Source organism: Erysipelatoclostridium sp. AM42-17 (assembly GCF_003480255.1).
Taxonomy (GTDB): Bacteria; Bacillota_I; Bacilli_A; order Erysipelotrichales; family Coprobacillaceae; genus Faecalibacillus.
Window position 1 is genome coordinate 210,273 of record NZ_QUIN01000001.1, and the last position, 21,471, is coordinate 231,743.

19 protein-coding genes are annotated in these 21,471 nt (G+C 32.1%); all 19 read right to left on the bottom strand.

Going from position 1 to position 21,471, the window contains the following annotated elements; translation table 11 throughout:
* Positions 1 to 58: 58 nt before the first annotated feature.
* Positions 59 to 400 (bottom strand): 30S ribosome-binding factor RbfA, encoded by a 342-nt coding sequence (gene rbfA, locus DW911_RS01100; RefSeq protein ID WP_118431149.1) that lies wholly within the window; start codon positions 398 to 400, stop codon positions 59 to 61.
* Between the two features lie 14 nt (positions 401 to 414).
* The gene (gene infB / locus DW911_RS01105; RefSeq protein ID WP_118431151.1) at positions 415 to 2,259 is read right to left on the bottom strand and encodes a translation initiation factor IF-2; all 1,845 of its coding nucleotides are present in this window, start codon (positions 2,257 to 2,259) and stop codon (positions 415 to 417) included.
* Between the two features lie 4 nt (positions 2,260 to 2,263).
* Positions 2,264 to 2,560 carry a L7Ae/L30e/S12e/Gadd45 family ribosomal protein gene (locus DW911_RS01110; RefSeq protein ID WP_118431153.1) on the bottom strand — a complete coding sequence of 99 codons (297 nt, stop codon included), beginning with the start codon at positions 2,558 to 2,560 and terminating at the stop codon, positions 2,264 to 2,266.
* Entirely contained in the window at positions 2,553 to 2,813 is a 261-nt protein-coding gene (gene rnpM, locus DW911_RS01115; RefSeq protein WP_118431155.1) for an RNase P modulator RnpM, read from the bottom strand. The genes DW911_RS01110 and rnpM overlap by 8 nt, the downstream gene beginning before the upstream one ends.
* An 11-nt stretch (positions 2,814 to 2,824) precedes the next feature.
* Positions 2,825 to 4,135, bottom strand: a complete 1,311-nt coding sequence (gene nusA / locus DW911_RS01120) for a transcription termination factor NusA (RefSeq protein WP_118431157.1) — start codon at positions 4,133 to 4,135, stop codon at positions 2,825 to 2,827.
* 12 nt (positions 4,136 to 4,147) lie between these two features.
* The gene (gene rimP, locus DW911_RS01125; RefSeq protein ID WP_118431158.1) at positions 4,148 to 4,615 is read right to left on the bottom strand and encodes a ribosome maturation factor RimP; all 468 of its coding nucleotides are present in this window, start codon (positions 4,613 to 4,615) and stop codon (positions 4,148 to 4,150) included.
* 98 nt (positions 4,616 to 4,713) lie between these two features.
* Positions 4,714 to 9,027 (bottom strand): PolC-type DNA polymerase III, encoded by a 4,314-nt coding sequence (locus DW911_RS01130; RefSeq protein WP_118431160.1) that lies wholly within the window; start codon positions 9,025 to 9,027, stop codon positions 4,714 to 4,716.
* A gap of 56 nt (positions 9,028 to 9,083) precedes the next feature.
* Entirely contained in the window at positions 9,084 to 10,166 is a 1,083-nt protein-coding gene (locus DW911_RS01135) for a M50 family metallopeptidase (RefSeq protein ID WP_118607364.1), read from the bottom strand.
* Complete coding sequence (locus DW911_RS01140) at positions 10,150 to 11,316, bottom strand: 1-deoxy-D-xylulose-5-phosphate reductoisomerase (RefSeq protein ID WP_118431164.1); 1,167 nt, start codon at positions 11,314 to 11,316, stop codon at positions 10,150 to 10,152. Before DW911_RS01140 ends, DW911_RS01135 begins: the two co-directional genes overlap by 17 nt.
* Position 11,317: 1 nt before the next feature.
* Positions 11,318 to 12,100, bottom strand: coding sequence for a phosphatidate cytidylyltransferase (locus DW911_RS01145; protein ID WP_118431166.1), 783 nt, complete (start codon positions 12,098 to 12,100; stop codon positions 11,318 to 11,320).
* Entirely contained in the window at positions 12,100 to 12,846 is a 747-nt protein-coding gene (locus tag DW911_RS01150; protein WP_118431168.1) for an isoprenyl transferase, read from the bottom strand. The genes DW911_RS01145 and DW911_RS01150 overlap by 1 nt, the downstream gene beginning before the upstream one ends.
* A gap of 78 nt (positions 12,847 to 12,924) precedes the next feature.
* Entirely contained in the window at positions 12,925 to 13,470 is a 546-nt protein-coding gene (gene frr / locus DW911_RS01155; RefSeq protein ID WP_118607365.1) for a ribosome recycling factor, read from the bottom strand.
* On the bottom strand, positions 13,463 to 14,188 hold the full coding sequence (gene pyrH, locus DW911_RS01160; RefSeq protein WP_118431172.1) for a UMP kinase: 726 nt from the start codon (positions 14,186 to 14,188) through the stop codon (positions 13,463 to 13,465). Before pyrH ends, frr begins: the two co-directional genes overlap by 8 nt.
* Before the next feature lie 52 nt (positions 14,189 to 14,240).
* Complete coding sequence (gene tsf, locus DW911_RS01165) at positions 14,241 to 15,122, bottom strand: translation elongation factor Ts (RefSeq protein ID WP_118431174.1); 882 nt, start codon at positions 15,120 to 15,122, stop codon at positions 14,241 to 14,243.
* An 82-nt stretch (positions 15,123 to 15,204) separates the two neighbouring features.
* Positions 15,205 to 16,041: a 30S ribosomal protein S2 gene (gene rpsB / locus DW911_RS01170; RefSeq protein WP_118607366.1), complete on the bottom strand. Its 837-nt coding sequence runs from the start codon at positions 16,039 to 16,041 to the stop codon at positions 15,205 to 15,207.
* A gap of 145 nt (positions 16,042 to 16,186) precedes the next feature.
* On the bottom strand, positions 16,187 to 17,074 hold the full coding sequence (xerC, locus tag DW911_RS01175) for a tyrosine recombinase XerC (RefSeq protein WP_118607368.1): 888 nt from the start codon (positions 17,072 to 17,074) through the stop codon (positions 16,187 to 16,189).
* A complete protein-coding gene (trmFO, locus tag DW911_RS01180) occupies positions 17,061 to 18,368 on the bottom strand; it encodes a methylenetetrahydrofolate--tRNA-(uracil(54)-C(5))-methyltransferase (FADH(2)-oxidizing) TrmFO (RefSeq protein ID WP_118607367.1) in 1,308 nt (435 codons plus the stop codon). The genes xerC and trmFO overlap by 14 nt, the downstream gene beginning before the upstream one ends.
* A gap of 57 nt (positions 18,369 to 18,425) precedes the next feature.
* Entirely contained in the window at positions 18,426 to 20,501 is a 2,076-nt protein-coding gene (gene topA, locus DW911_RS01185) for a type I DNA topoisomerase (protein WP_118431180.1), read from the bottom strand.
* A gap of 65 nt (positions 20,502 to 20,566) precedes the next feature.
* Positions 20,567 to 21,316 carry a DNA-processing protein DprA gene (gene dprA, locus DW911_RS01190; RefSeq protein WP_118431182.1) on the bottom strand — a complete coding sequence of 250 codons (750 nt, stop codon included), beginning with the start codon at positions 21,314 to 21,316 and terminating at the stop codon, positions 20,567 to 20,569.
* Positions 21,317 to 21,471 lie beyond the last annotated feature (155 nt).

Sequence of the window (21,471 nt, forward strand, 5' to 3'; positions counted from 1 at the left end):
AATAAAAAGTGAACCTCCTAAGTTGTCCAACTTTTTCGGTTCACTTCAAAAATCTGGATTATTTATTATTTAAATCATTTAAAATACTTTCAATTTTATTTCCATATTCTAAAGAAGTATCTAAAACAAAATGAAGTTCAGGACATTTTCTTATTTTCAATTTTTTTGCTAATTGTGATCGAATGAAGCCTTTTGATTTATCAAGAGCTTCCATCCCTTTTCTTTGATTATAATCCTTTCCTAAAAAAGTAACATATACTTTAGAAATTGATAAATCAGTTGTTGTTTCAACAGCTGTAATTGTACATAAATTTAATTCCTTATTACGTACTTCATTTTGAAGAATTAAAGATAATTCTCGTAAAATATTGGCATTAATTCTTTCTGTTTTCAAAGACATATCATACACCTCTTTTAATCACGAGCAACTTCTTCCATAATGTATCCTTCAACAATATCTCCTTCTTTAATATCGTTAAAGTTTTCAATACTTAATCCGCATTCAAATCCAGCATTAACTTCTTTTACATCATCTTTAAAACGACGTAATGATCCTAATTTACCTTCATAAACGACAATACCATCTCTAATTAAACGGATACCACTATTTCTTTTAATTGAACCATCAGTAACATAACATCCTGCAATATTACCAACTTTACTTGCTTTGATAACTTGTCTAATTTCTGCTTGTCCTGTAACAACTTCTTTTAATTCAGGAGCTAGCATACCCTTCATAGCAGTTTCAATTTCTTCTACCATTTTATAAATAACATTGTGTAAACGAATTTCTACGCCTTCTTCGTCTGCTTTATTTCTAACTTTAGCATCAGGTCGTACATTGAATCCATAAATAATAGCTTGAGATGCACTTGCTAAAATAACATCTGATTCAGAAATGGCACCTACTGTTGAACGGATAACATTAACTCTGACACCTTCAACTTCAATTTTTTCTAAAGATGCTTTTACTGCTTCGGCAGTACCTTGAACATCAGCTTTAACTATAATATTTAAATCTTGAATTTGACCTTCTTTAATTTGTGAATATAAATCATCTAAAGACATAGCTGCGCCAGAGTTACGATCTTTTTCAATTTTAGCCTTCATACGTGTTTCACCAACACTACGCGCTTGTTTTTCTGATTCAAAAACCATAAACTTATCACCTGCAACTGGTACTTCATTTAAACCAGTAATTTCAACAGGAGTTCCAGGTAATGCTTCTTTGATAACACGTCCTCGATCATCAACCATTTGTCTAACACGACCAAATGCAGTACCTACAACAATTGGATCACTTGCTCTTAGTGTCCCATTTTCAACTAATAAAGTTGCCACAGGACCACGTCCCTTATCTAATTTACCCTCAACAACTGTACCATATGCATAACGATTAGGATTTGCTTTTAAATCAGATAATTCAGCAACAATAGTAAGTGTTTCTAATAATGAGTCGATACCAATTCCTTTTTTAGCAGAGATTTCGCAATATACTGTATCTCCACCCCATTCTTCTGGTAATAATCCTTCTTCAGACATTTCACTTTTAATTCTTTCAGGATCAGCACCTTCTTTATCAATCTTATTGATAGCTACAACAATAGGAACACCTGCAGCTTTAGCATGGTCAATTGCTTCTTTAGTTTGAGGCATAACACCATCATCAGCAGCAACAACAATAATAACAATATCAGTAACCTGAGCTCCACGAGCACGCATTGCTGTAAAGGCTTCATGCCCAGGTGTATCTAAAAATGTAACTTTACTTCCATTTACATCAACTTGGTATGCACCAATATGTTGTGTAATACCTCCAAATTCACCTTCAACAACTGCTGATTTACGAATTGTATCAAGTAGTGTTGTTTTACCATGGTCAACATGTCCCATAATTGTAACAACTGGACATCGAGGTTGTAAATCTTCCTCTTTGTCAACAATTTCAACATTTTCAAAATTAACTTCATCTACAGGAACATGTTTTTCACACTCTAAATTATATTCTAGACATATTAATTCTACTTGTTCATCTGTTAAAGTAGAATTAATTGTAACCATAATTCCTAATAAAAATAGTACTTTAATGACATTAGCAGGAGTTTGACCAATTTTTTCAGCCAATTCACCAACAGTGATCCCTTCTTCGTAAGAAACCACACCATCTTTTACAACTTTTTCTTCTTTCTTATGAGAAAAATTAGATTGTAATTGTTTCTTCTTAGGTGCACCTTTTTTCTTTTTGTTTTGTTTTGCCATAAAATCACCCTCCTATCTCATCTTTAATTTTCTTTGCAAAGCCTGCATTCGTAATTCCAACTGCTACTCGATTATATTTTCCAATAGCCCTTGATATACTTACTGTATCACCAATTAATACATAATCAACACCATAATATTGACATTTATCTGTAATCTTCTTTTTTGCATTTTCACTAGCATCTAAAGCAATAACTACAAAACATACATTTTTTGATTGGATACCTTTAATAAGAGTTTCTCCACTTACAGTTGAACGAGCACGTGTTGCTAATCCTAGTAAATTCAAATAATTATTCATCTTTACAATATCCTTTCAATTCTTCAAATATTTCATTTGGAATTTCCACTTGTAAAGATCTTTCCAATAGCTTTTTCTTTTTAGCAAGATCAAGTGCTTCTTGACTACGTTTTAAATATGCACCACGACCATTCATTTTACCTGTAGGATCAACAAATACTTCTCCTTCTTTATTACGAACAATACGAATTAGATCTTTTTTTGGTAATTGTTCTTGCGTTGCAAGACATTTTCTCAAAGGAATTTTGCGCATATTTTTACTCCTTAATCCTCATCATAATATTTGTCGTATTCATCATAATCAATGTCTTCATCATATTTACTATAATCATCATCTTCATAATCATAGTCATCTTCGTCATCGTAATCATCTTGATGTACATTTTCTTGTAATGATTCTGCTTCTTCAGTTTCCTCAACAGCTTCATTTGCACCGTTAGCTTCTTGAGATGTTTCCATCATTTCTTGGGCAAATTCTTCTTGGAAATCATCATCAACTGGAGCTTCTTCTTGTTTTTCTACAACTAAACCTAATTCGTTAGCTTCACTAAATGATTTGATATCAATTTTCCATCCAGTTAAACGAACTGCTAAACGTGCATTTTGTCCACGTTTACCAATAGCTAATGATAATTGATCATCAGGTACAATCACTAATGCACTATGTTCTTCTTCGTTAATTGTAACTGACATAACAGTAGAAGGACTTAACGCATGAGAAATAAAGACAACTGGATCACTAGACCATTCAATAATATCAATCATTTCACCATTTAATTCATCAACAACATTTTTTACACGTGATCCCTTAGGACCTACACATGAACCGATTGGATCAATGTTTTCATCTTGTGTATAGACAGCCACTTTGCTTCTTTCTCCAGGTTCACGAGAAACAGATTTAATCTCAACTGTTCCTTCATAAACTTCTGGAACTTCTAATTCAAATAGACGTTTTACAAAATGAGGATCCGTACGACTTACAACGATATGTGTTCCTTTTGTACCACGATCAACATCACTTACATATACTTTTACATGTTGTCCTTCAGTTAATCTTTCTCCTGGAATTTGTTGGTTTGATCCTAAAAATGCTCCAGTTTTTCCAATATTAATAATAGCAAATTTAGGTTCAACGCGTTCTACTACACCAGTGATAATATCATCCTTTTTATCAGCAAATTCATTATATAATGTTTCTTTTTCAGTTTCTCGTATTTTTTGTCTAAACAATTGTTTTGTTTGAATTGCTGCTAAACGTCCAATATGATCAACATCTGCTTCAGTTTCGATGATATCTCCTACTTTATAATTACTATTAATTTCATGAGCTTCATCTAAAGAAACTTCTAAATCTTCATCTTGTAAATCATCTACAACAGTTCTAATTTCAAAAAGTCTGAATTTACCTGTCTTTTCATTAATTTCAACTCTTACATTTGCTTCAGAATTCATATAATTTTTCTTATATGCTTTAGCAATTGATTCTTTAAGCATTTCTAAAAAGACATCTTTTTCAATTCCTTTTTCTTCAATCAATAAATTTAATGCATCCATGAATTTTTTACTAGCCACTTTATAATCCTCCTAAAATTTCACAGCTAATCTAATAAATTGAATATTACTATAATCTACGTTTACTCGTTTTTTAATATTTTTAACCAAATATTCAAATTCTAAATTTGTTCCATCAATTGTTTTCAAATATCCTTCAACTTCATCTAATCCAGCAATGGGGTTTTTAAATTTAGCGTAAACATAACTTCCTACTGATTTTTCAACTTGTTCAAAAGTTTTTAAAGGTTTTTCAATTCCAGGTGATGAAACTTCTAAATAATACTCATCCTTAATTGGATCCGTTTCATCTAACTTCTCACTAATTGCTTCACTAACAGCCACACAAGTATCCATATCTAGATACCCTTCATTTTTTTCAATATAAATACGTAAATACATTTCATTTTGTTCTTTAACATATTCCATATCATCTAAATAACAATCATGTTGTTCAACTAACGGTAAAATCATTTCTTTAATTTTCTCTAGTAGTTCCACTTTTTCACCTCTATTCAATAATAAAGAGTGGGTCTCCCCACTCGTTTCTCTGAAACTAAAATTAGTTTATCATATCTATTTAATTTTAGCAAGTTTATCTAAAATAAAGATAATTGATTTTCTTCTTGCATTCCCTCAAAAACACCCATTTTAGTGAGTAATTTTATATGAGAGTTATTAAGTTTCGTTCTTTTAATAACATCCTCTTTAGAGATAAAATGATTAACTTTTCTTGCTTCAATGACTGTTTTTGCTACAGACTCACCTAATGAATCAACTGAAGAAAATGGTGGAATCAAACCCTTATCATCATAAGGGTCTAAAATAAAGTTTGTTGCATCCGATAATTCTAAATTAATTGGATTAAAATGGTATCCTCTTTCTATCATTTCTAGAGCAATTTCAAAAACATCCCATAACCCTTCTTCTTTATTTGAAGCTTGATGATTAGCCTTAAGTTCTTCTATCTCTTTTCTTCTCGCCATGATAGCTTCTTTACCAGCAACTAAAGTTTCTATTTCGTAAAAATCACAACGAGTTGTAAAATATACAGCATAATACTCAAGTGGATAATAAAGTTTCCACCAAGCTACACGAATAGCTGATAATACATAAGCAACAGCGTGTGCCTTAGGGAACATGTACTTGATCTTTTTACATGAATCAATATACCACTGTGGTACGTTGTATTGTTTCATTAATTCTTCATATTTCTTTTCAGGGAAAACGGCTGGTGATTTTCCTTTACGAACACATTCCATAATATCAAATGCATCTTTATTAGGTAGACCTTTTTCAATTAAGTAAACCATAATATCATCACGACATCCAATAACTTCTTTTAAAGTACAAGTTCCATTTTTAATTAATGTTTCAGCATTACCTAAATATACATCTGTACCATGTGATAACCCTGAAATAATGACCAAGTCATTAAACGTTTGTGGTTTTGTTTGATCTAACATTCCTCTTACGAAAGTTGTACCAAATTCAGGAAGACCTAAAGCACCATTTTTACAGTTAATAAAACTTAAATCACAACCTAGCGCCTCACTGCTTGTAAATAAACTCATGACCTTCTTATCATTAGTTGGTATCGTTTTAGGATCAACACCTGTTAAATCTTGTAACATACGAATAACTGTAGGATCAACATGCCCTAAAATATCAAACTTTAATACATTATCATGTATCGCATGGAAGTCAAAATGGGTTGTTCGCCACTCTGCTGATAGATCATCAGCAGGATACTGATAAGGTGTAAAATCGAAAACATCATAATCACGAGGTATAACAATAATTCCACCTGGATGTTGTCCAGTCGTTCTTTTTACACCGCCACATCCTTCAGCAATTCTTTCGAGTTCTGCACTTCTAATTTGATTATCAATACCTAATGTTTCAGCATATCCTTTTGCATATCCATAGGCTGTTTTTTCAGCAACGGTGGAAATCGTTCCGGCTCTAAAAACGTGGTCTTCACCAAAAATAGTTTTAGTAAAAGCATGTGCCTTTGCCTGATATGCACCAGAGAAATTTAAATCTATATCGGGTACCTTATCTGCATTAAACCCCAAGAAAGTTTCAAAAGGAATATTATGACCTTCTCCTTTCATCATTTGATGACAATGTGGACATTCTTTATCTTCTAAGTCATAGCCATCAGCAATAACCCCTTCATCTAAAAACTCACTATAACCACAATGTAAACAAACATAATGTGGTGGTAAAGGATTAACCTCAGTAATGCCCGCCATAGTAGCAACAAATGAAGAACCTACTGAACCCCTTGATCCTACCAGATAACCATCGTCATTAGATTTCTTTACTAGTAAATGGGATATGTAATAAATAACCCCAAATCCATGTTTAATAATGTTACTTAATTCTTTTTCTAATCTTTTTTCAACAATAGTAGGTAATTTTTCACCATATAGTTTATGCGCTGTTTCATAACATATTTTCGTCAAATTCTCATCAGCATTATCAATCTTAGGAGTAAACAAATGATCATGTACAGGTCTAATTTCTTCAACCATATCTGCTATCTTATTTGTATTTTCAACCACATATTGATATGCATCTTGTGGAGATAAATATGGATAACATGTTAGCATTTCATCTGTAGTGCGTAAATATTGATAAGGTGTAAAAGCGCGTGGATTTCTACGATTACACAATGGATGCGCGCGATGCCCTATTCCAATTTTTGGCTGCGAAATGAAAACATCTCGATAAATCTTATCCTTCTTTTCTAAAAAGTGAACATCACCCGTAGCTACAACGATTTTATTCAGTTTTTTTGCCGTTTCAATAAGACGAAGAATAGAATCTATCAAATCATCTTGATTTTCAATTTGTCCTCTGTCTATCAAATGATAATAGTCATCTAATGGTTGGATTTCAACATAGTCATAGAACTGTAATAATGATTCTAAACGTTCTTGCGATTGATTCATTGCAGCTTCAAAGACGTCTGAGCGATAACAACTTGTTCCATAAAGCAAGCCTTCTCGATAAAATTCCAAACGTTCTTTAGGAATTCTAGAACCGTCATGGAAATAAGTTGTATTAGCCTCAGATACAATCTTAAACATATTTTTTAAACCAACTTTATTTAAAGCAATAGCTGTCATATGATATGGGAAAACAATTTTATATGCATCATCTTTTTGTAATTTATTTAAATCTAGTAAATTATATTTATTATCTTGCATAATTTGATGAAGCATCATTGTTAAAACACTTCCTAATACTTCTGCGTCATAATCAGCTCTATGTGCTACCTCATCATCATAAGCAACACGATAAACACGACATACAGCACCTAATCGATACGATTTCATTGGTTTCATAATTGCTCTAGCCAGAGCTAAAGAATCAATAATAGGATTATTGATAGTAGGCATTTGATTACGTTTTAAATTTTCATTTAAAAAACCAATGTCAAATTTTGCATTATGAGCAACTAAAATACAATCACTAAAAAAATCTAAAATTTGAGGTAAAAATTCTTTAATTGTCGGTGCATTTGAGACCATCTCATTAGTAATATTAGTTAAGTTGCTAATACGAGTAGAGATTTCTTTACCTGGATTGATAAAACTCTGTAAACGATCAATAACTTCTCCATTTTTAATTTTAACTGCACCAAATTCTGTAATTCCATCATGAACAACAGAAAAACCTGTTGTTTCCAAATCGAAAGATACATAGGTTGCATCTTCTATCGACATATCACGCTCGTTAAAAACAATATCAAAATAAGGTTCAATCATATTTAATTCAACCCCATAGATCATTTTAATCCCAGCCTTTGAACTTGCAATTTGAGCTTCTGGAAAAGATTGAACATTACCATGATCAGTAACCGCAATTGCCTTATGTCCCCAAGAGGCAACGGCATTAATATAGTCAGTAATCGTACCAATTCCATCCATCGCTGACATTTTAGAATGTGTATGCAATTCTACTCTCTTCTTTTCAGCAGAGTCCTTACGATGTTGCGGTGATTTTATAATTTCAACTTCATTTGCCATTATGACCATCTCACGAGCAAAACTATCCAGTCTTGTTTCACCTCTTACTTTAACCCATACTTTACCTTTACCAATTGACTTAAGATCTTCAATTGTATTAGAAGAATTGTTTTCAAAACGTTTTACCATAATAGAGTTTGTATAATCTGTTACCCACAACGTCTGAATATGTTTTCCAGCTCTTGTTTTAATCATATCCACTTTAAAAACATATCCCCGTATAACACAATTTTTTTCCATCGTATTATTATCAATTTCTTCAATTTTCATTTCTCTCGCTTCACCACGTTTATAACGACGCTTATAATCAAATTGTGGTGTTGGTTTGGGTTCTTCTTTTTTTAACGTCTGTAAATCAACTTTTACAGGCTCATAAACTTCCATTTCCTCTTTTAAATCATTAAATTCAGTATTATCTTGATTGATATAGAATTTAATTTTTTTATCAATCCCAATTTTTGCTAATTCATTGCTAAAAACAGCATACATCTTTTGATATTGCTCAAGTTGGATTTCATTTAATACTGCTACAGTGACAATATCATCAATTTTAAAATTTTCTATGCTAAGAGTTGAGCAAATAGGATAATTTAGTTTTAAATTTTCAATCATATACCCTAAATACAACGACCAATCACACTGTGTTACATCTACATCTTGATAATGCAAATAAAACTCTGCAGGATAAGGAAAATGTTTTAGTCCTTGATAAAGAAGCTGAAATTCATCAAAAGGAATAAAAGACTTACTTTCAATATAAAAAGAGTAATGACTATTTTTATGAACAATAACCTTATCTAAAGAAGCATGTAACAATTCCGTTACTTGCTCAGTTATATTTAAATTTTCTAATAATATAATTAACTTATTCATGTCTTCACCTCAAGTCTAAAAATGATTATAACATAAAAAAGGGATCATTTAATCCCTTAGTGCAACATTTTTCCAATATCATTTATCGTCACAAAAATCATCAACCCAAAAACCAAAGCCAATCCAGCTAACTGTAAAACATATTTAACTTTAATTGGAATTTCTCGATGAATTGCTTTTTCAATAAGTGCAATTAAAACTTGGCTTCCATCTAATCCTGGTATTGGCAATAAATTAAACATTCCAATATTCGTAGATAATAAAGCAGTCAAAGAAAGCAATGAACTTATAGAACCAGATTCAGTCACTTGAGCAGTGACACTGTAAATTCCAGCCGGTCCTGATAATTGACCAACAGTATGAACAGAATCTGTAATTAATTTACCCAACGTTGTAAAGATGATAAAAGCATACGTAACAAATTGATTAAAACCGTACTTAATTGCTTCAAAAAATGATAATTGTCTTGTTTTAGCAGTAATCCCTATTTTATAGCATTGATTTGTTTGATCAAAACGAGCCGTTACTTTTTTATTCAAAGTTTGATGATTTCTTTCAATAACAACTGTCATATCTAAAGTCTTTGCCTTTAAATTAAGATTATCATTATCTAAAACTTCTTGAATATCACTAAACGAAGCAATGAGTGATTCATGATCGTTGATAATGATTTTTTTAATTGTATCTCCTACTTTTAAGTGAGCTTCATTAGCCCCACTATTTTCAACAACTGTACCAATAATGGGCTGGTTAGTTTGAACATCAATAAACGAATAAACACCGATTAATAAAACAAGAGCTAAAACAAAATTCATGAAAACACCAGCTAACATGATAATACATTTTTTCCATGTTTTAATTCCTTTTAAAGTTCGCTCATAAGGGACATCTTTCATCAATTCATTATCTTCTTGATCAGCTTCACCAGCCATAGCAACATAGCCACCAATCGGTAAAGCGCGAATTTGATAGTCTGTCTCACCTTTTTTTCTTGAATAAATTTTAGGTCCCATTCCTAATGAAAACTCAGCACAATACACGCCAAATAACTTAGCTGTTAAAAAATGTCCTAGTTCATGAATAAAAATAATACCACCTAAAATGAGAAAAAATACAAGTAGATTAATTATTGTCTGCATGACTCTCTCCTATCTTCTTTATTACATAATCACGAGCCCATCTATCAATATCTAATAACTGTTGAACAGATGGATTTTCAATCCAATCATGGGCATTCATGGCTTCTTCAACTAATCTTTCAATATCTAAAAATTCAATTTGACCATTTCTAAAAGCAAGATTAGCTTCTTCATTTGCTCCATTTAATACACATGGCATACTACCACCCTTTATACCTGCATCATAAGCTAATTTTAATGCTCTAAAACGTTTGAAATCAGGCTTTTTAAAAGTAAGTTGACCCATCTTTGTTAAATCTAAACTTTCTCCTTTAATAAGAGGTTTCCTCAAAGGATAAGTTAAAGCATATTGAATAGGCAAACGCATGTCTGGCATTCCCATTTGACCAATAATTGAAGTATCTTCAAACTCAACAGCTGAATGTAAAATACTTTCCGGATGAATTAATACTTCGATTTTATCATAATCAACATCAAACAACCATTTTGCTTCCATAACTTCTAATCCTTTATTAAATAATGTAGCACTATCAATCGTAATTTTAGCACCCATTGACCAATTAGGATGATTTAAAGCTTCTTTAACGGAAACACCTACAAGTTCTTCTCTAGTTTTATCACGAAAACTTCCGCCACTTGCTGTAAGTAAAATTCTTTTAATTTTATTATTTTGATTTCCTTGTAATGATTGGAAAATAGCAGAATGTTCACTATCAACCGGTAATAGACGAACTTGATATTCTTTAACCAATTTCGTAATAATATGCCCTGCAACAACCAAAGTTTCCTTATTAGCTAAGGCAATATCCTTGTGATGACGAATTGCTTCAATAGTTGGAATAAGTCCAGCAAATCCTACAATAGCATTTAAAACAATTTCAACATCCGACAATGTAGCAATTTCAATTAAACCGGCTTGTCCATAAACAAAACGAATATACGGATATTTCTTTGCAAGTATTTCTGCGTCATTTTTTTCAATAACACAAACAACTTGTACCGGTATTTTTTCAATAATTTCTTCTAACTTAGAAATATTATGTCCTGCTGACATACCAACAATCATATAATCATTTGGATTATGATAGACTACATCGACAGTTTGAACCCCGATGGATCCTGTCACCCCTAATACAGTTATCTTTTTCATTTTATAACCCCGCAATCATCAAAAAAATACTAAACACAATACTATTAAAAACAGCACTATCAATTCTATCTAAAATACCACCATGCCCTGGCAATAAATTTGAATAATCTTTGACCCCAAAGTTTCTTTTAACCGCACTAAAAACAAGGTCACCAATTTGACTTGTCATAGTAAGAACAATACATGCAACTATAAGCATCATATTTCCCTTAATAACACCAAAATAAACACCAAAGACAATTGAAATCAAGCTTCCTAGCAAAATACCACCAATTGATCCTTCAACAGTTTTTTTAGGTGATAATCTAGGAATAAGCTTATGTTTCCCTAGTGTCATCCCAGCAAAATATGCACCTGTATCACTTCCATAAGTTGCAAAGGCAAGTAATAATAAATATTCAAATCCATAATCATTACGAATAACTAACAAAGCATGAAGACCACAGCACAATAGTGTTCCCATTGTAAAAATATATCCTACTCTTTCAATATTAAGCGTTTCATCAAAAATCATTGTACTTAATAAAACAGCCAAAAATCCCAAAATGCATACACTTGGAATAAATAAAACTGAATCTTTTTGAAAAAAGCCTAAAGCAAAAAAGAGCAAAACAACGATATACATATAAATCTTGATTTTAGGACGGGTACAAATGTGCAACATCTCATAAACAGATAAAACAGTCACAATTGCAATAACAGCTTTAAAAAATGTTCCCCCTATTACAATTGCTGGAACAACAACTGCAATTAAACATAGCGCAGTAATAATTCTTTGTTTCATTATTTCAATCCTCCAAAACGTCGGTCTCTATTTTGATACATCCAAATAGCTTTATGCAATTCTTCAGCGTTAAAATCCGGCCAATATACAGGTGTAAAAATAAATTCAGCATACGCAAGTTGCCACAATAAAAAATTAGACAAACGCTGTTCACCACTTGTTCTCACCATCAAATCAACTGGTGGCAAAGAAGCAGTCATAAGATGCTGTTCAAAATAGTCTTCTGTAATATCATTTTCAGTAATCTTTCCTTCTTTTAAAGATGTAGCTATCTTTTTCGTTGCTTCAACAATTTCATCACGTCCGCCATAAATAAATGCAAAGCACAACTGTAAACCAGTATTATTTTTTGTTTGGTCAATAGCTGCTTGAATAATTTCTTGTGTTGCTTGTGGTGCACGGTTTAAATGCCCTATATAACAAATACGCACATTGTTATCCATTAATTCCTTCAAATAAAGATCAAAAAAAGTCTTAGGTAATCTAAAAATAAATTGAACTTCATCATCTGGACGAGAAAAATTTTCTGTAGAAAAAGCATAAACTGTCATTGCTTTTACACCTAACTTATTGGCTTCTAAAGCAATATTTCTAATCGTTTTTGTTCCTTCATTATGCCCATATGTCCTCGGCATTTTTCTCTTTTTTGCCCATCTACCATTACCATCCATAATAAAAGCTATATGAGCCGGTATATTATTCATATCAAGTTGATAATTGTCTTTATTTTTCTTTCTTTTAAACATAATATATCTCCTTATAACGAGATATATTATAACATATATAAAATAAAAACAAAACAAAAGGATGAAACCATCCTTTTGTTATACTGTCATGATATCTTTTTCTTTTTCTTTAGCAATCTCATCAATTTCTTTTACAAATTTATCAGTTAATTTTTGTACTCGATCTTGACCAGATTTAATTTCATCTTCGCTTCCATCACACTTTTTGATTTCATCGTTGGCATCACGACGAATATTACGAATTGCAACTTTGGCATTTTCAGCAAACTTCCAAACATTTTTTGCAAATTCTTTACGACGTTCTTCTGTAAGTGCTGGTACCATAATACGAATAAGTTCACCATCATTTTGTGGAGTTAAACCTAAATCACTTTCATAAATAGCATGTTCTAAATCTTTTAAAACAGTACGATCATAAGGTTTAATTACTAATTGACGCCCTTCAACAACTGAGATACCTGCAATTTGATTAATTGGTGTTGGTGTATCATAATAGTTAACCATTACACGATCAAGCATAGCAGGATTAGCTCTTCCAGTTCTTACAGTTTGCAATTCACGTCTAAATGCATCAATAGCTTTTGTCATTCTTTCTTGAGTATCATCTAAAATCATATTAATCATTTGAGTTTCCTCCAGAGATTGTTGTTCCTATTTTATTTCCATTACAAGCTTTAGCAATATTTCCTTCTTCTTGCATATTGAATACACATAAGTCAATATTATTATCTTTACATAAAGTTATAGCAGTTTGATCCATGATTTTTAAATCTTTAGCTAAAACATCACTATAAGTAATTTCATCAAATTTAACTGCTTGAGCATCAACTTTAGGGTCAGCAGAATAAACACCATCTACTCCATTTTTAGCCATCAAAATAACATCTGCTTGAATTTCAGCAGCACGAAGTGCAGCTGTTGTATCAGTAGTAAAGAATGGACTACCCGTACCTGCACCAAAAATAACAACTCTTCCTTTTTCTAAATGACGAACAGCACGTCTTCTAATATATGGTTCAGCAACTTGTCTCATTTCGATTGCTGATAATAATCGTGTTGGTACATCAAGCGCTTCTAAAGCATTTTGAACAGCTAAACCATTCATAACTGTAGCAAGCATTCCCATGTAATCTGCAGTAGAACGATCCATACCCATATCCGCACCAACTTTACCACGCCAGATATTTCCGCCACCACACACAATAGCAATTTCGATACCTAAATCTTTAGCATCTTTAATTTGTCTTGCAATATTAGCAACTGTCTTAGCATTAATTCCAGTTTTGTCATCACCAGCTAATGCTTCACCACTTAGTTTTAATAATACGCGTTTATATTTCATAATCATGCTCCTTATTTACAATAAAAGGACACACTTAAAGTGTCCTTAAATATTATTTACCCATTTGTGCAGCTACTTCTTCAGCAAAGTTTTCAACTTTCTTTTCCATTCCTTCACCAACTTGGAAACGAGCCATTTCTAAAACTTTACCTTTTCCTAAGTATTTTGCAACTGTTTCTTTTGGAGTTTTAATAAATTCTTGATCCATTAAGCACATAGCAGAGAATACTTTATTAAGTTTTCCTCTTTTAATTCCTTCAAGAACTTTTTCAGGTTTGCTTTTAAGACTTTCGTCTTGTGCCATAATTTCAGTTTGTACAGCATCTTCTCTATCTTTAACTTCTTGAGGGATAGCATTTTGGTCAATATATTCTGGATTACATGCAGCAACGTGCATAGCAATATCTCTTGCTTTTTCTTCATCAGCATCTGCTAATTTAACGATCGCAGTCATTTTACCACCCATGTGAGAGTAAGCACCAAATACTTCATTATCTTCTTTAGTCATCACAACAAATCTTCTGAAAGATAATTTTTCACCAATTTTACCACTTGCTTCAGCAATAACTGTAGCTAAGTCTTTTCCATCTACATCTAATTTTAATGCAGCATCTAAATCAGCAGGTTTATTTGTAGCAACTGTACTACAAACTGTTTTTACTAATTCTTGGAATTCTGCGTTTTTAGCAACGAAGTCAGTTTCTGAGTTAACTTCAACCATAGCAGCAGTATTACCATCTAATACAAATGATGTTAACCCTTCAGCAGCAATACGATCTGCTTTTTTTGCAGCTTTTGCAATTCCTTTTTCTCTTAACCAGTCAAATGATGCTTCAATATCACCATCACAAGCTTCTAGAGCTTTTTTACAGTCCATCATTCCGGCACCAGTTTTTTCACGTAATTCTTTAACTAATTTTGCACTAATAGCCATTTTTCATTTCCTCCATTTATTTATTTAAAAAGGGAAAAGCTACGCTTTCCCCATTATAACTAGTTTTTATATCAGTTCCAGCTTATTTATTTTCAGTTGGTTTTGCTTCTCTTCTAGGTGCTGGTCTTCCACCTTTATTTCTAGGTCCTCTTCTGTTGTTGTTTTCAACTGAAGTAACAGCATCATTCATAGTTACTTCTTTTTCATCTTCATCTTTAACAAATGCAACTGTTAAAGGTTCATTTTTAGCTTGGCAAATTGCATCAGCCATTGAAGCAACAATTAATTTTACAGCTCTAATAGCGTCATCATTTGCTGGGATAACATAATCTACTTCATCAGGATCACAGTTAGTATCAACGATACCAAATACTGGAATACCTAAGATTCTAGCTTCTGCTACAGCGTTGTGTTCTGCTTTTGGATCAACAACAAATAAAGCATTTGGAAGTCTTCTCATTTCTTTAATTCCACCTAAGTTCTTTTCTAACTTAGCAGCTTCTTTTTTAAGTAAGATTACTTCTTTTTTAGGTAAAACATCGAAAGTTCCATCTTCTTCCATTTTTTCTAATTCTTTTAATCTTCTAATTCTTTTTTGAATTGTTTTGAAGTTTGTTAATGTTCCACCTAACCAACGAGAGTTAACATAGAAACTTCCAGAACGAATTGCTTCTTCTTTAACAGCTTCTTGAGCTTGTTTTTTTGTTCCTACAAATAATACTTTTCCACCTTTTTCAGCGATTTCATTCATTGCTTTATAAGCTTCATCAATTTTCTTTGATGATTTTTGTAAATCAATAATATAAATCCCATTTCTTGATGTAAAGATGTATGGAGCCATTTTTGGATTCCATCTTTTTGTTTGGTGACCGAAATGTACACCAACTTCTAATAATTTTTTCATTGAAATTACTGACATGTGTAATTTCCTCCTTTTCGTTTTTTCCTCCATTATTTCGAACAATTGACACTTCATAAGAAGCACTAGTCAACTGAATCCATAATGTGTGTATTTTCATACCTAATGTATATTAGCATATCCTAAAATAAAAGACAAGATTTTTTTACCGATTTCTTGGATGGTTTTTAATATAAACCTCTTTTAAATGTTCGTTTGAAACATGAGTATAAATTTGTGTCGTTGATAAATTCTCATGGCCTAATAATTCTTGTACTGATCTTAAATCAGCACCCGCATTTAATAAATGAGTTGCAAAAGAATGTCTAAACATATGCGGATGTATTTTTCTGGTTGGATCAAATTGATAAACAACACGGTTGACAACATCTTCTAACCCTCTATTGGTCATCTGATTGCCACGATTATTAACAAAAACATATTGATGACTACCATCACAAAAATTATTTCTTACCTCATTAATATACTTCAAGAGCCATTTTTTAGCGCAATCATGAAAAGGCACATACCTATCTTTATCACCTTTTCCATGAATTAATAAAACTTGTTGGTTCCAATCTATTTGTTTGAGTGTTAAGCCAACCACTTCCGAACATCTCAATCCAGAAGCATACATCAACTCTAGCATTGCACGATTACGAATCCCTAAATCAGTAGAAACATCTATGCTATCAAGTAATTGTTGCATTTCCTCATAATACAAAAAATCCGGATTTCTTTTAGGTGTTTTTAATGTTTCAATTAAAACCATAGGATTATCTTCAATGTATTCTTGTTTGCACAAATAGCGATAAAATGAGCGTAACGAACTGATTCGTCGATTAATTGTTGTTCGGGCTAACTTTTTTTGATAAAGCCATGTTAAATATCCTCTAACAACCTGGTAAGTAGCTTGATTAAAACGTTCTATTTTTTTCGTCTTTAAAAACCCTATAAATTCATCTATATCTCGTTGATATGAGTTGACCGTTAGTTTTGAATATTTCTTTTGATTTAAAAGATAATCTAGAAACTCTTTTTTATAGTAATTCATTTTCATCTATAAATTGATCCATCACTTCTTGTGCTCTTTTAACATAAGCTTCTTTTCTTTCTTTTTTCTTTACTCTTTCTTTTAAATCAGGAAGAATTCCAAAATTAGCTTTCATTGGTTGAAAATCAGTTGGATCCCCATGAGTAATATAATGTGCTAAAGCACCCATAATTGTTTCTTGCGGAAAAATAAGACTTTCTTTACCTTGTAAGTAACGTACCATATTGATTCCAGCAATCATACCACTTTGAGCTGATTCAACATATCCTTCTACCCCTGTCATTTGTCCTGCCATAAACAATCCTTTTGTCCCTTTAACACTATAATCAGCATTCAAATGCACAGGCGAACAAATAAATGAATTACGATGCATGACACCATAGCGTACAAAACGAGCATTTTCTAATCCTGGTATCATTTGAATGATTCTTTTTTGTTCAGGCCAAGTTAAATGAGTTTGAAAACCTACAATATTATATAAACTTGCCTGGACATTATCTTGTCTTAATTGTACAACTGCATAAGGTTTTGTCCCATCAGGCTTGGTAAGACCTACCGGCTTCATTGGTCCAAATAATAGTGTTTGTTTCCCACGTCTTGCCATTTCTTCAAAAGGCATACATCCTTCAAAAAACTTTTCTTCAAAGTCTTTAGGCTTAACAACCTCTGCATTCATCAATTCATCATAAAAATGATTAAATTCTTCCTCGGTCATTGGACAATTAATATACTCATTATCCCCCTTATCATAGCGAGATTTATAGTATGCCTTATCCATGTTAATACTTTCTTTTTCGATAATTGGTGCAGCAGCATCAAAAAAATAAAAATAATCTTCGCCCAATTTACTAGCAATATCTTTACTTAACGTATCACTCGTTAATGGTCCTGATGCAATAATAACCGGTCCTTCAGGTATCGTTTTCACTTCATCATGAATCACTTCAATCAACGGATGACTACTAATAAATTCCGTAATATCTTTTGAAAAACCTTCACGATCAACTGCCAGAGCGCCTCCTGCTGGAACCTGATTTTTTCTTGCAAAGCGAATAATCACACTATCTAATTTTTCCATTTCATTCTTTAAAACACCCACAGCATTACCTAACCCATCTGCTCTTAAAGAATTGGAACAAACCAATTCTGCAAAATAGGATGTATGATGTGCTGGAGTCATTTTATGAGGTCGCATCTCATGTAAGTAAACTTGTATTCCTTGTTTGGCTAATTGATAGCTTGCTTCCACTCCAGCCAGCCCTGCGCCAATAACATGAACATTTAATTTTTCCATATCTTTCACCCTTATCTATTTTAACAAATTTAATTTAAAAAAAGTAGAACCAATGTTCTACTTTATAATGGTTTTACATTTTGGATAATTCGAACAAGCTTTAAATTCGCCCCATCTTCCCTTCTTGATGACAACTGGCGAACCACAATTAGGACACACTTCATCTGTCATAACTGGTTCTTGCTTTTTACGATTATTTTTAATGTATTTACATTCGGGATAGTTTGAACATGCTTCAAATTTTCCAAAACGGCCTGTTTTGTATACCATTTTACTACCACATTTAGGACATACTTCACCCGTGTATTCTGGTTCAACCTTTTCTTTCTTTACGTATTTACATTCAGGATAGTTTTCACAAGCTATAAACGTACCATAACGTCCATGTCGTTCTACTAAATCATGACCACACTCAGGACATTTTTCACCAGTTTTTTTAGGAGCAATAACTTCCATTTTTTCATTTGCTACATCTAATAATGGTTGGAACTTATGAATGAAGTTATCTATAGCATCAAAATAATCATCATCACCTTCAGCTATATCATCGAGTTCTTTTTCCATTGATGCTGTATATTCAACATTAATAATATCATTAAAAAACTGTGTCAATCTATCACTTGTAAGCGTTCCTGTTTCTGTTGGTTTAAAAGCACGATCAACCAATTCTACATATCCTCGTGTTTGAATAGTATCAATAATTGAAGCATAGGTACTTGGTCTTCCAATACCTAATTCTTCCATTTCACGAATAAGTTTAGCCTCAGTATATCTTGCTGGTGGTTTTGTAAAATGTTGTGTCTTTTCAATTTTTGTACTATCAATTGTTTCTTCTATTTTCATTTCTGGCAATAGTTCATTACTTTGTTTTTCATATGGACTATATATGCGTAAATATCCATCAAACTTTAATACAGAACCATTGGCTTTGAACTGATAACCTTGATTATCCAAAGACAATGCAGTTGAATCAAATTGCGCCGGTGCCATCAATGAAGCCATAGCACGTGCATAAATCAGACTATATAATTTATATTCATCAGGCTTTAAGTATTCTTTTACACTTTCAGGTGTACGAAGAGCACTTGTTGGTCTAATCCCTTCATGAGCATCTTGAACATTCTCTGTCTTTTTTGCTTTCTTTACTTTACCAACATATTCTTTTCCATATTTTTCTTGAATATATTGTTCAGCACTCTCAACAAAAACATCGGATAAACGAATTGAATCTGTTCTCATGTAAGTAATTAACCCTACAGTTTCATCACCCAAATCAATACCTTCATATAATTTTTGAGCAATCATCATTGTTTTTCTTGCTTTAAAATTTAACTTGGACGATGCTTCTTGTTGTAATGTTGATGTAATAAACGGAGGTTTAGATTCTCTTTTCTTTTTTGTTTTCTTAACATCACTTACAGTAAATGTCTTATTTAATTTTTCATAAATCACATTAGCTTCTTCGGCATTTTTAATTTCTATTTTCTTACCTTGATATTTAGCTAATTCTGCTTGAAAATCAATCTCATCTTTATTAAATTCCGCTTTAACCTTCCAATATTCTTCGGGAATAAATGCTTCTATTTCACGTTCTTTTTCAACAATTAAACGTAAAGCCACGGACTGAACACGTCCAGCTGATTTAGATTTTATCTTCTTTTGTAATAATTTAGATAATTTAAAGCCTATAATACGATCCAATACTCTTCTTGTTTCTTGCGACTTAACTAAATTTTGATCTATTTTACGTGGATGATTTAAAGCATCAATGACAGCATCCTTGGTTACTTCATTAAAAACAACACGATTATCTTGATCCATATCTAATTTTAAAACCTCTGCTAAATGCCAAGAAATAGCTTCTCCTTCTCGATCAGGGTCGGTTGCAAGATATACTTCAGATGCATCTTTAACTTCAGCTTTTAATTCCTTAACAACATCTTTTTTATCCTTAGAAATAACATATTTTGGTTTATAACTATTATCTTGATCAATACCTAGCCCATCTTTTCCAGATGTGGCCAAATCTCTGATATGTCCTTTAGACGATGTTACATGATAATCACTTCCTAAATACTTTTCAATGGTCTTAGACTTAGAAGGTGATTCCACGATAACTAATTTTTTACCCATAACGTACCTCCCGTTTTGTAAAAACTATTATTATTGTTTTTTTTCACTTTGTCAATATTATTTATTCATTCATCCAAGAGATCATGAACACTCATAACTAATTTTGCCCCTTGTTGAATTAAATAATTACATCCATTATTATCCGTTATTCTCCCTGGTACACAAAAAATTTCCTTTCCTTGATCCAAAGCAAATCCTACAGTAATCATTGTTCCTGATCGTTTCTTTGCTTCGGTTACCAAAAGAGATTCACTTAATCCAGCAATCAATCTGTTTCTTTGCGGAAAATATTCTTGTCTAGGTACAAGATCACCCGGATATTCGCTTATTATCAAATGATTTTCCTTTATTTGGTTGTACAAATCCAAATTTCTTTTAGGATAACAATAATCTATCCCTCCACCTAGTATTGCTACTGTCTTACCGTTATTATTGAGTGCTGTGCGATGCGCTACAGTATCAATTCCTAGTGCCATTCCACTTACAATTGTATAATGATGACAAACTAAATCGTAAACAAATCGATTCGTTGCACTTTTGCCATAAGCACTTGGTACCCTCATACCTATCACACCAATGCAGTGTGTTTTTAAAATTTCCAAATCACCATAGTAATAAAGAACAAATGGCGGACAATTAATTTGTTTTAATGCCTCGGGATAATCATTAGAAATAATTGTCGTATACTTACATTTAACTTGTTTTAAAAGCAAATCACGATCTTCTCCTACCTTTTCTTTCTTTTTTAATGCTTGCAATATCTTGTTAAAATCACCTTTGTATTTTAAAGAAAAATAAACCAAGACTTCTTCCATATACCCTCCTCTATGTATCCTCTCTTTTATATACGTCTTTTTTTTGTATTTTTCTTTTAAAAATGAAAAAAAGCTAGAAAAACTAGCTTTATATGGTTATATGGCTATTCAAATAATTTAGGGGGTTCAACTTTGGGGGTCTACTTTAGGGGACA

What these genes read in the sequence shown, in the direction of transcription:
- DW911_RS01140 (WP_118431164.1), bottom strand. Translation starts at nt 11,316, where the DNA reads ATGAAAAAGATAACTGTATTAGGGGTGACAGGATCCATCGGGGTTCAA.
- rpsB (WP_118607366.1), bottom strand. Translation starts at nt 16,041, where the DNA reads ATGTCAGTAATTTCAATGAAAAAATTATTAGAAGTTGGTGTACATTTC.
- DW911_RS01130 (WP_118431160.1), bottom strand. Translation starts at nt 9,027, where the DNA reads ATGAATAAGTTAATTATATTATTAGAAAATTTAAATATAACTGAGCAA.
- frr (WP_118607365.1), bottom strand. Translation starts at nt 13,470, where the DNA reads ATGATTAATATGATTTTAGATGATACTCAAGAAAGAATGACAAAAGCT.
- rnpM (WP_118431155.1), bottom strand. Translation starts at nt 2,813, where the DNA reads ATGCGCAAAATTCCTTTGAGAAAATGTCTTGCAACGCAAGAACAATTA.
- tsf (WP_118431174.1), bottom strand. Translation starts at nt 15,122, where the DNA reads ATGGCTATTAGTGCAAAATTAGTTAAAGAATTACGTGAAAAAACTGGT.
- dprA (WP_118431182.1), bottom strand. Translation starts at nt 21,316, where the DNA reads ATGGAAGAAGTCTTGGTTTATTTTTCTTTAAAATACAAAGGTGATTTT.
- DW911_RS01135 (WP_118607364.1), bottom strand. Translation starts at nt 10,166, where the DNA reads ATGCAGACAATAATTAATCTACTTGTATTTTTTCTCATTTTAGGTGGT.
- DW911_RS01110 (WP_118431153.1), bottom strand. Translation starts at nt 2,560, where the DNA reads ATGAATAATTATTTGAATTTACTAGGATTAGCAACACGTGCTCGTTCA.
- DW911_RS01145 (WP_118431166.1), bottom strand. Translation starts at nt 12,100, where the DNA reads ATGAAACAAAGAATTATTACTGCGCTATGTTTAATTGCAGTTGTTGTT.
- topA (WP_118431180.1), bottom strand. Translation starts at nt 20,501, where the DNA reads ATGGGTAAAAAATTAGTTATCGTGGAATCACCTTCTAAGTCTAAGACC.
- infB (WP_118431151.1), bottom strand. Translation starts at nt 2,259, where the DNA reads ATGGCAAAACAAAACAAAAAGAAAAAAGGTGCACCTAAGAAGAAACAA.
- pyrH (WP_118431172.1), bottom strand. Translation starts at nt 14,188, where the DNA reads ATGAAATATAAACGCGTATTATTAAAACTAAGTGGTGAAGCATTAGCT.
- DW911_RS01150 (WP_118431168.1), bottom strand. Translation starts at nt 12,846, where the DNA reads ATGTTTAAAAGAAAGAAAAATAAAGACAATTATCAACTTGATATGAAT.
- rbfA (WP_118431149.1), bottom strand. Translation starts at nt 400, where the DNA reads ATGTCTTTGAAAACAGAAAGAATTAATGCCAATATTTTACGAGAATTA.
- xerC (WP_118607368.1), bottom strand. Translation starts at nt 17,074, where the DNA reads ATGAATTACTATAAAAAAGAGTTTCTAGATTATCTTTTAAATCAAAAG.
- trmFO (WP_118607367.1), bottom strand. Translation starts at nt 18,368, where the DNA reads ATGGAAAAATTAAATGTTCATGTTATTGGCGCAGGGCTGGCTGGAGTG.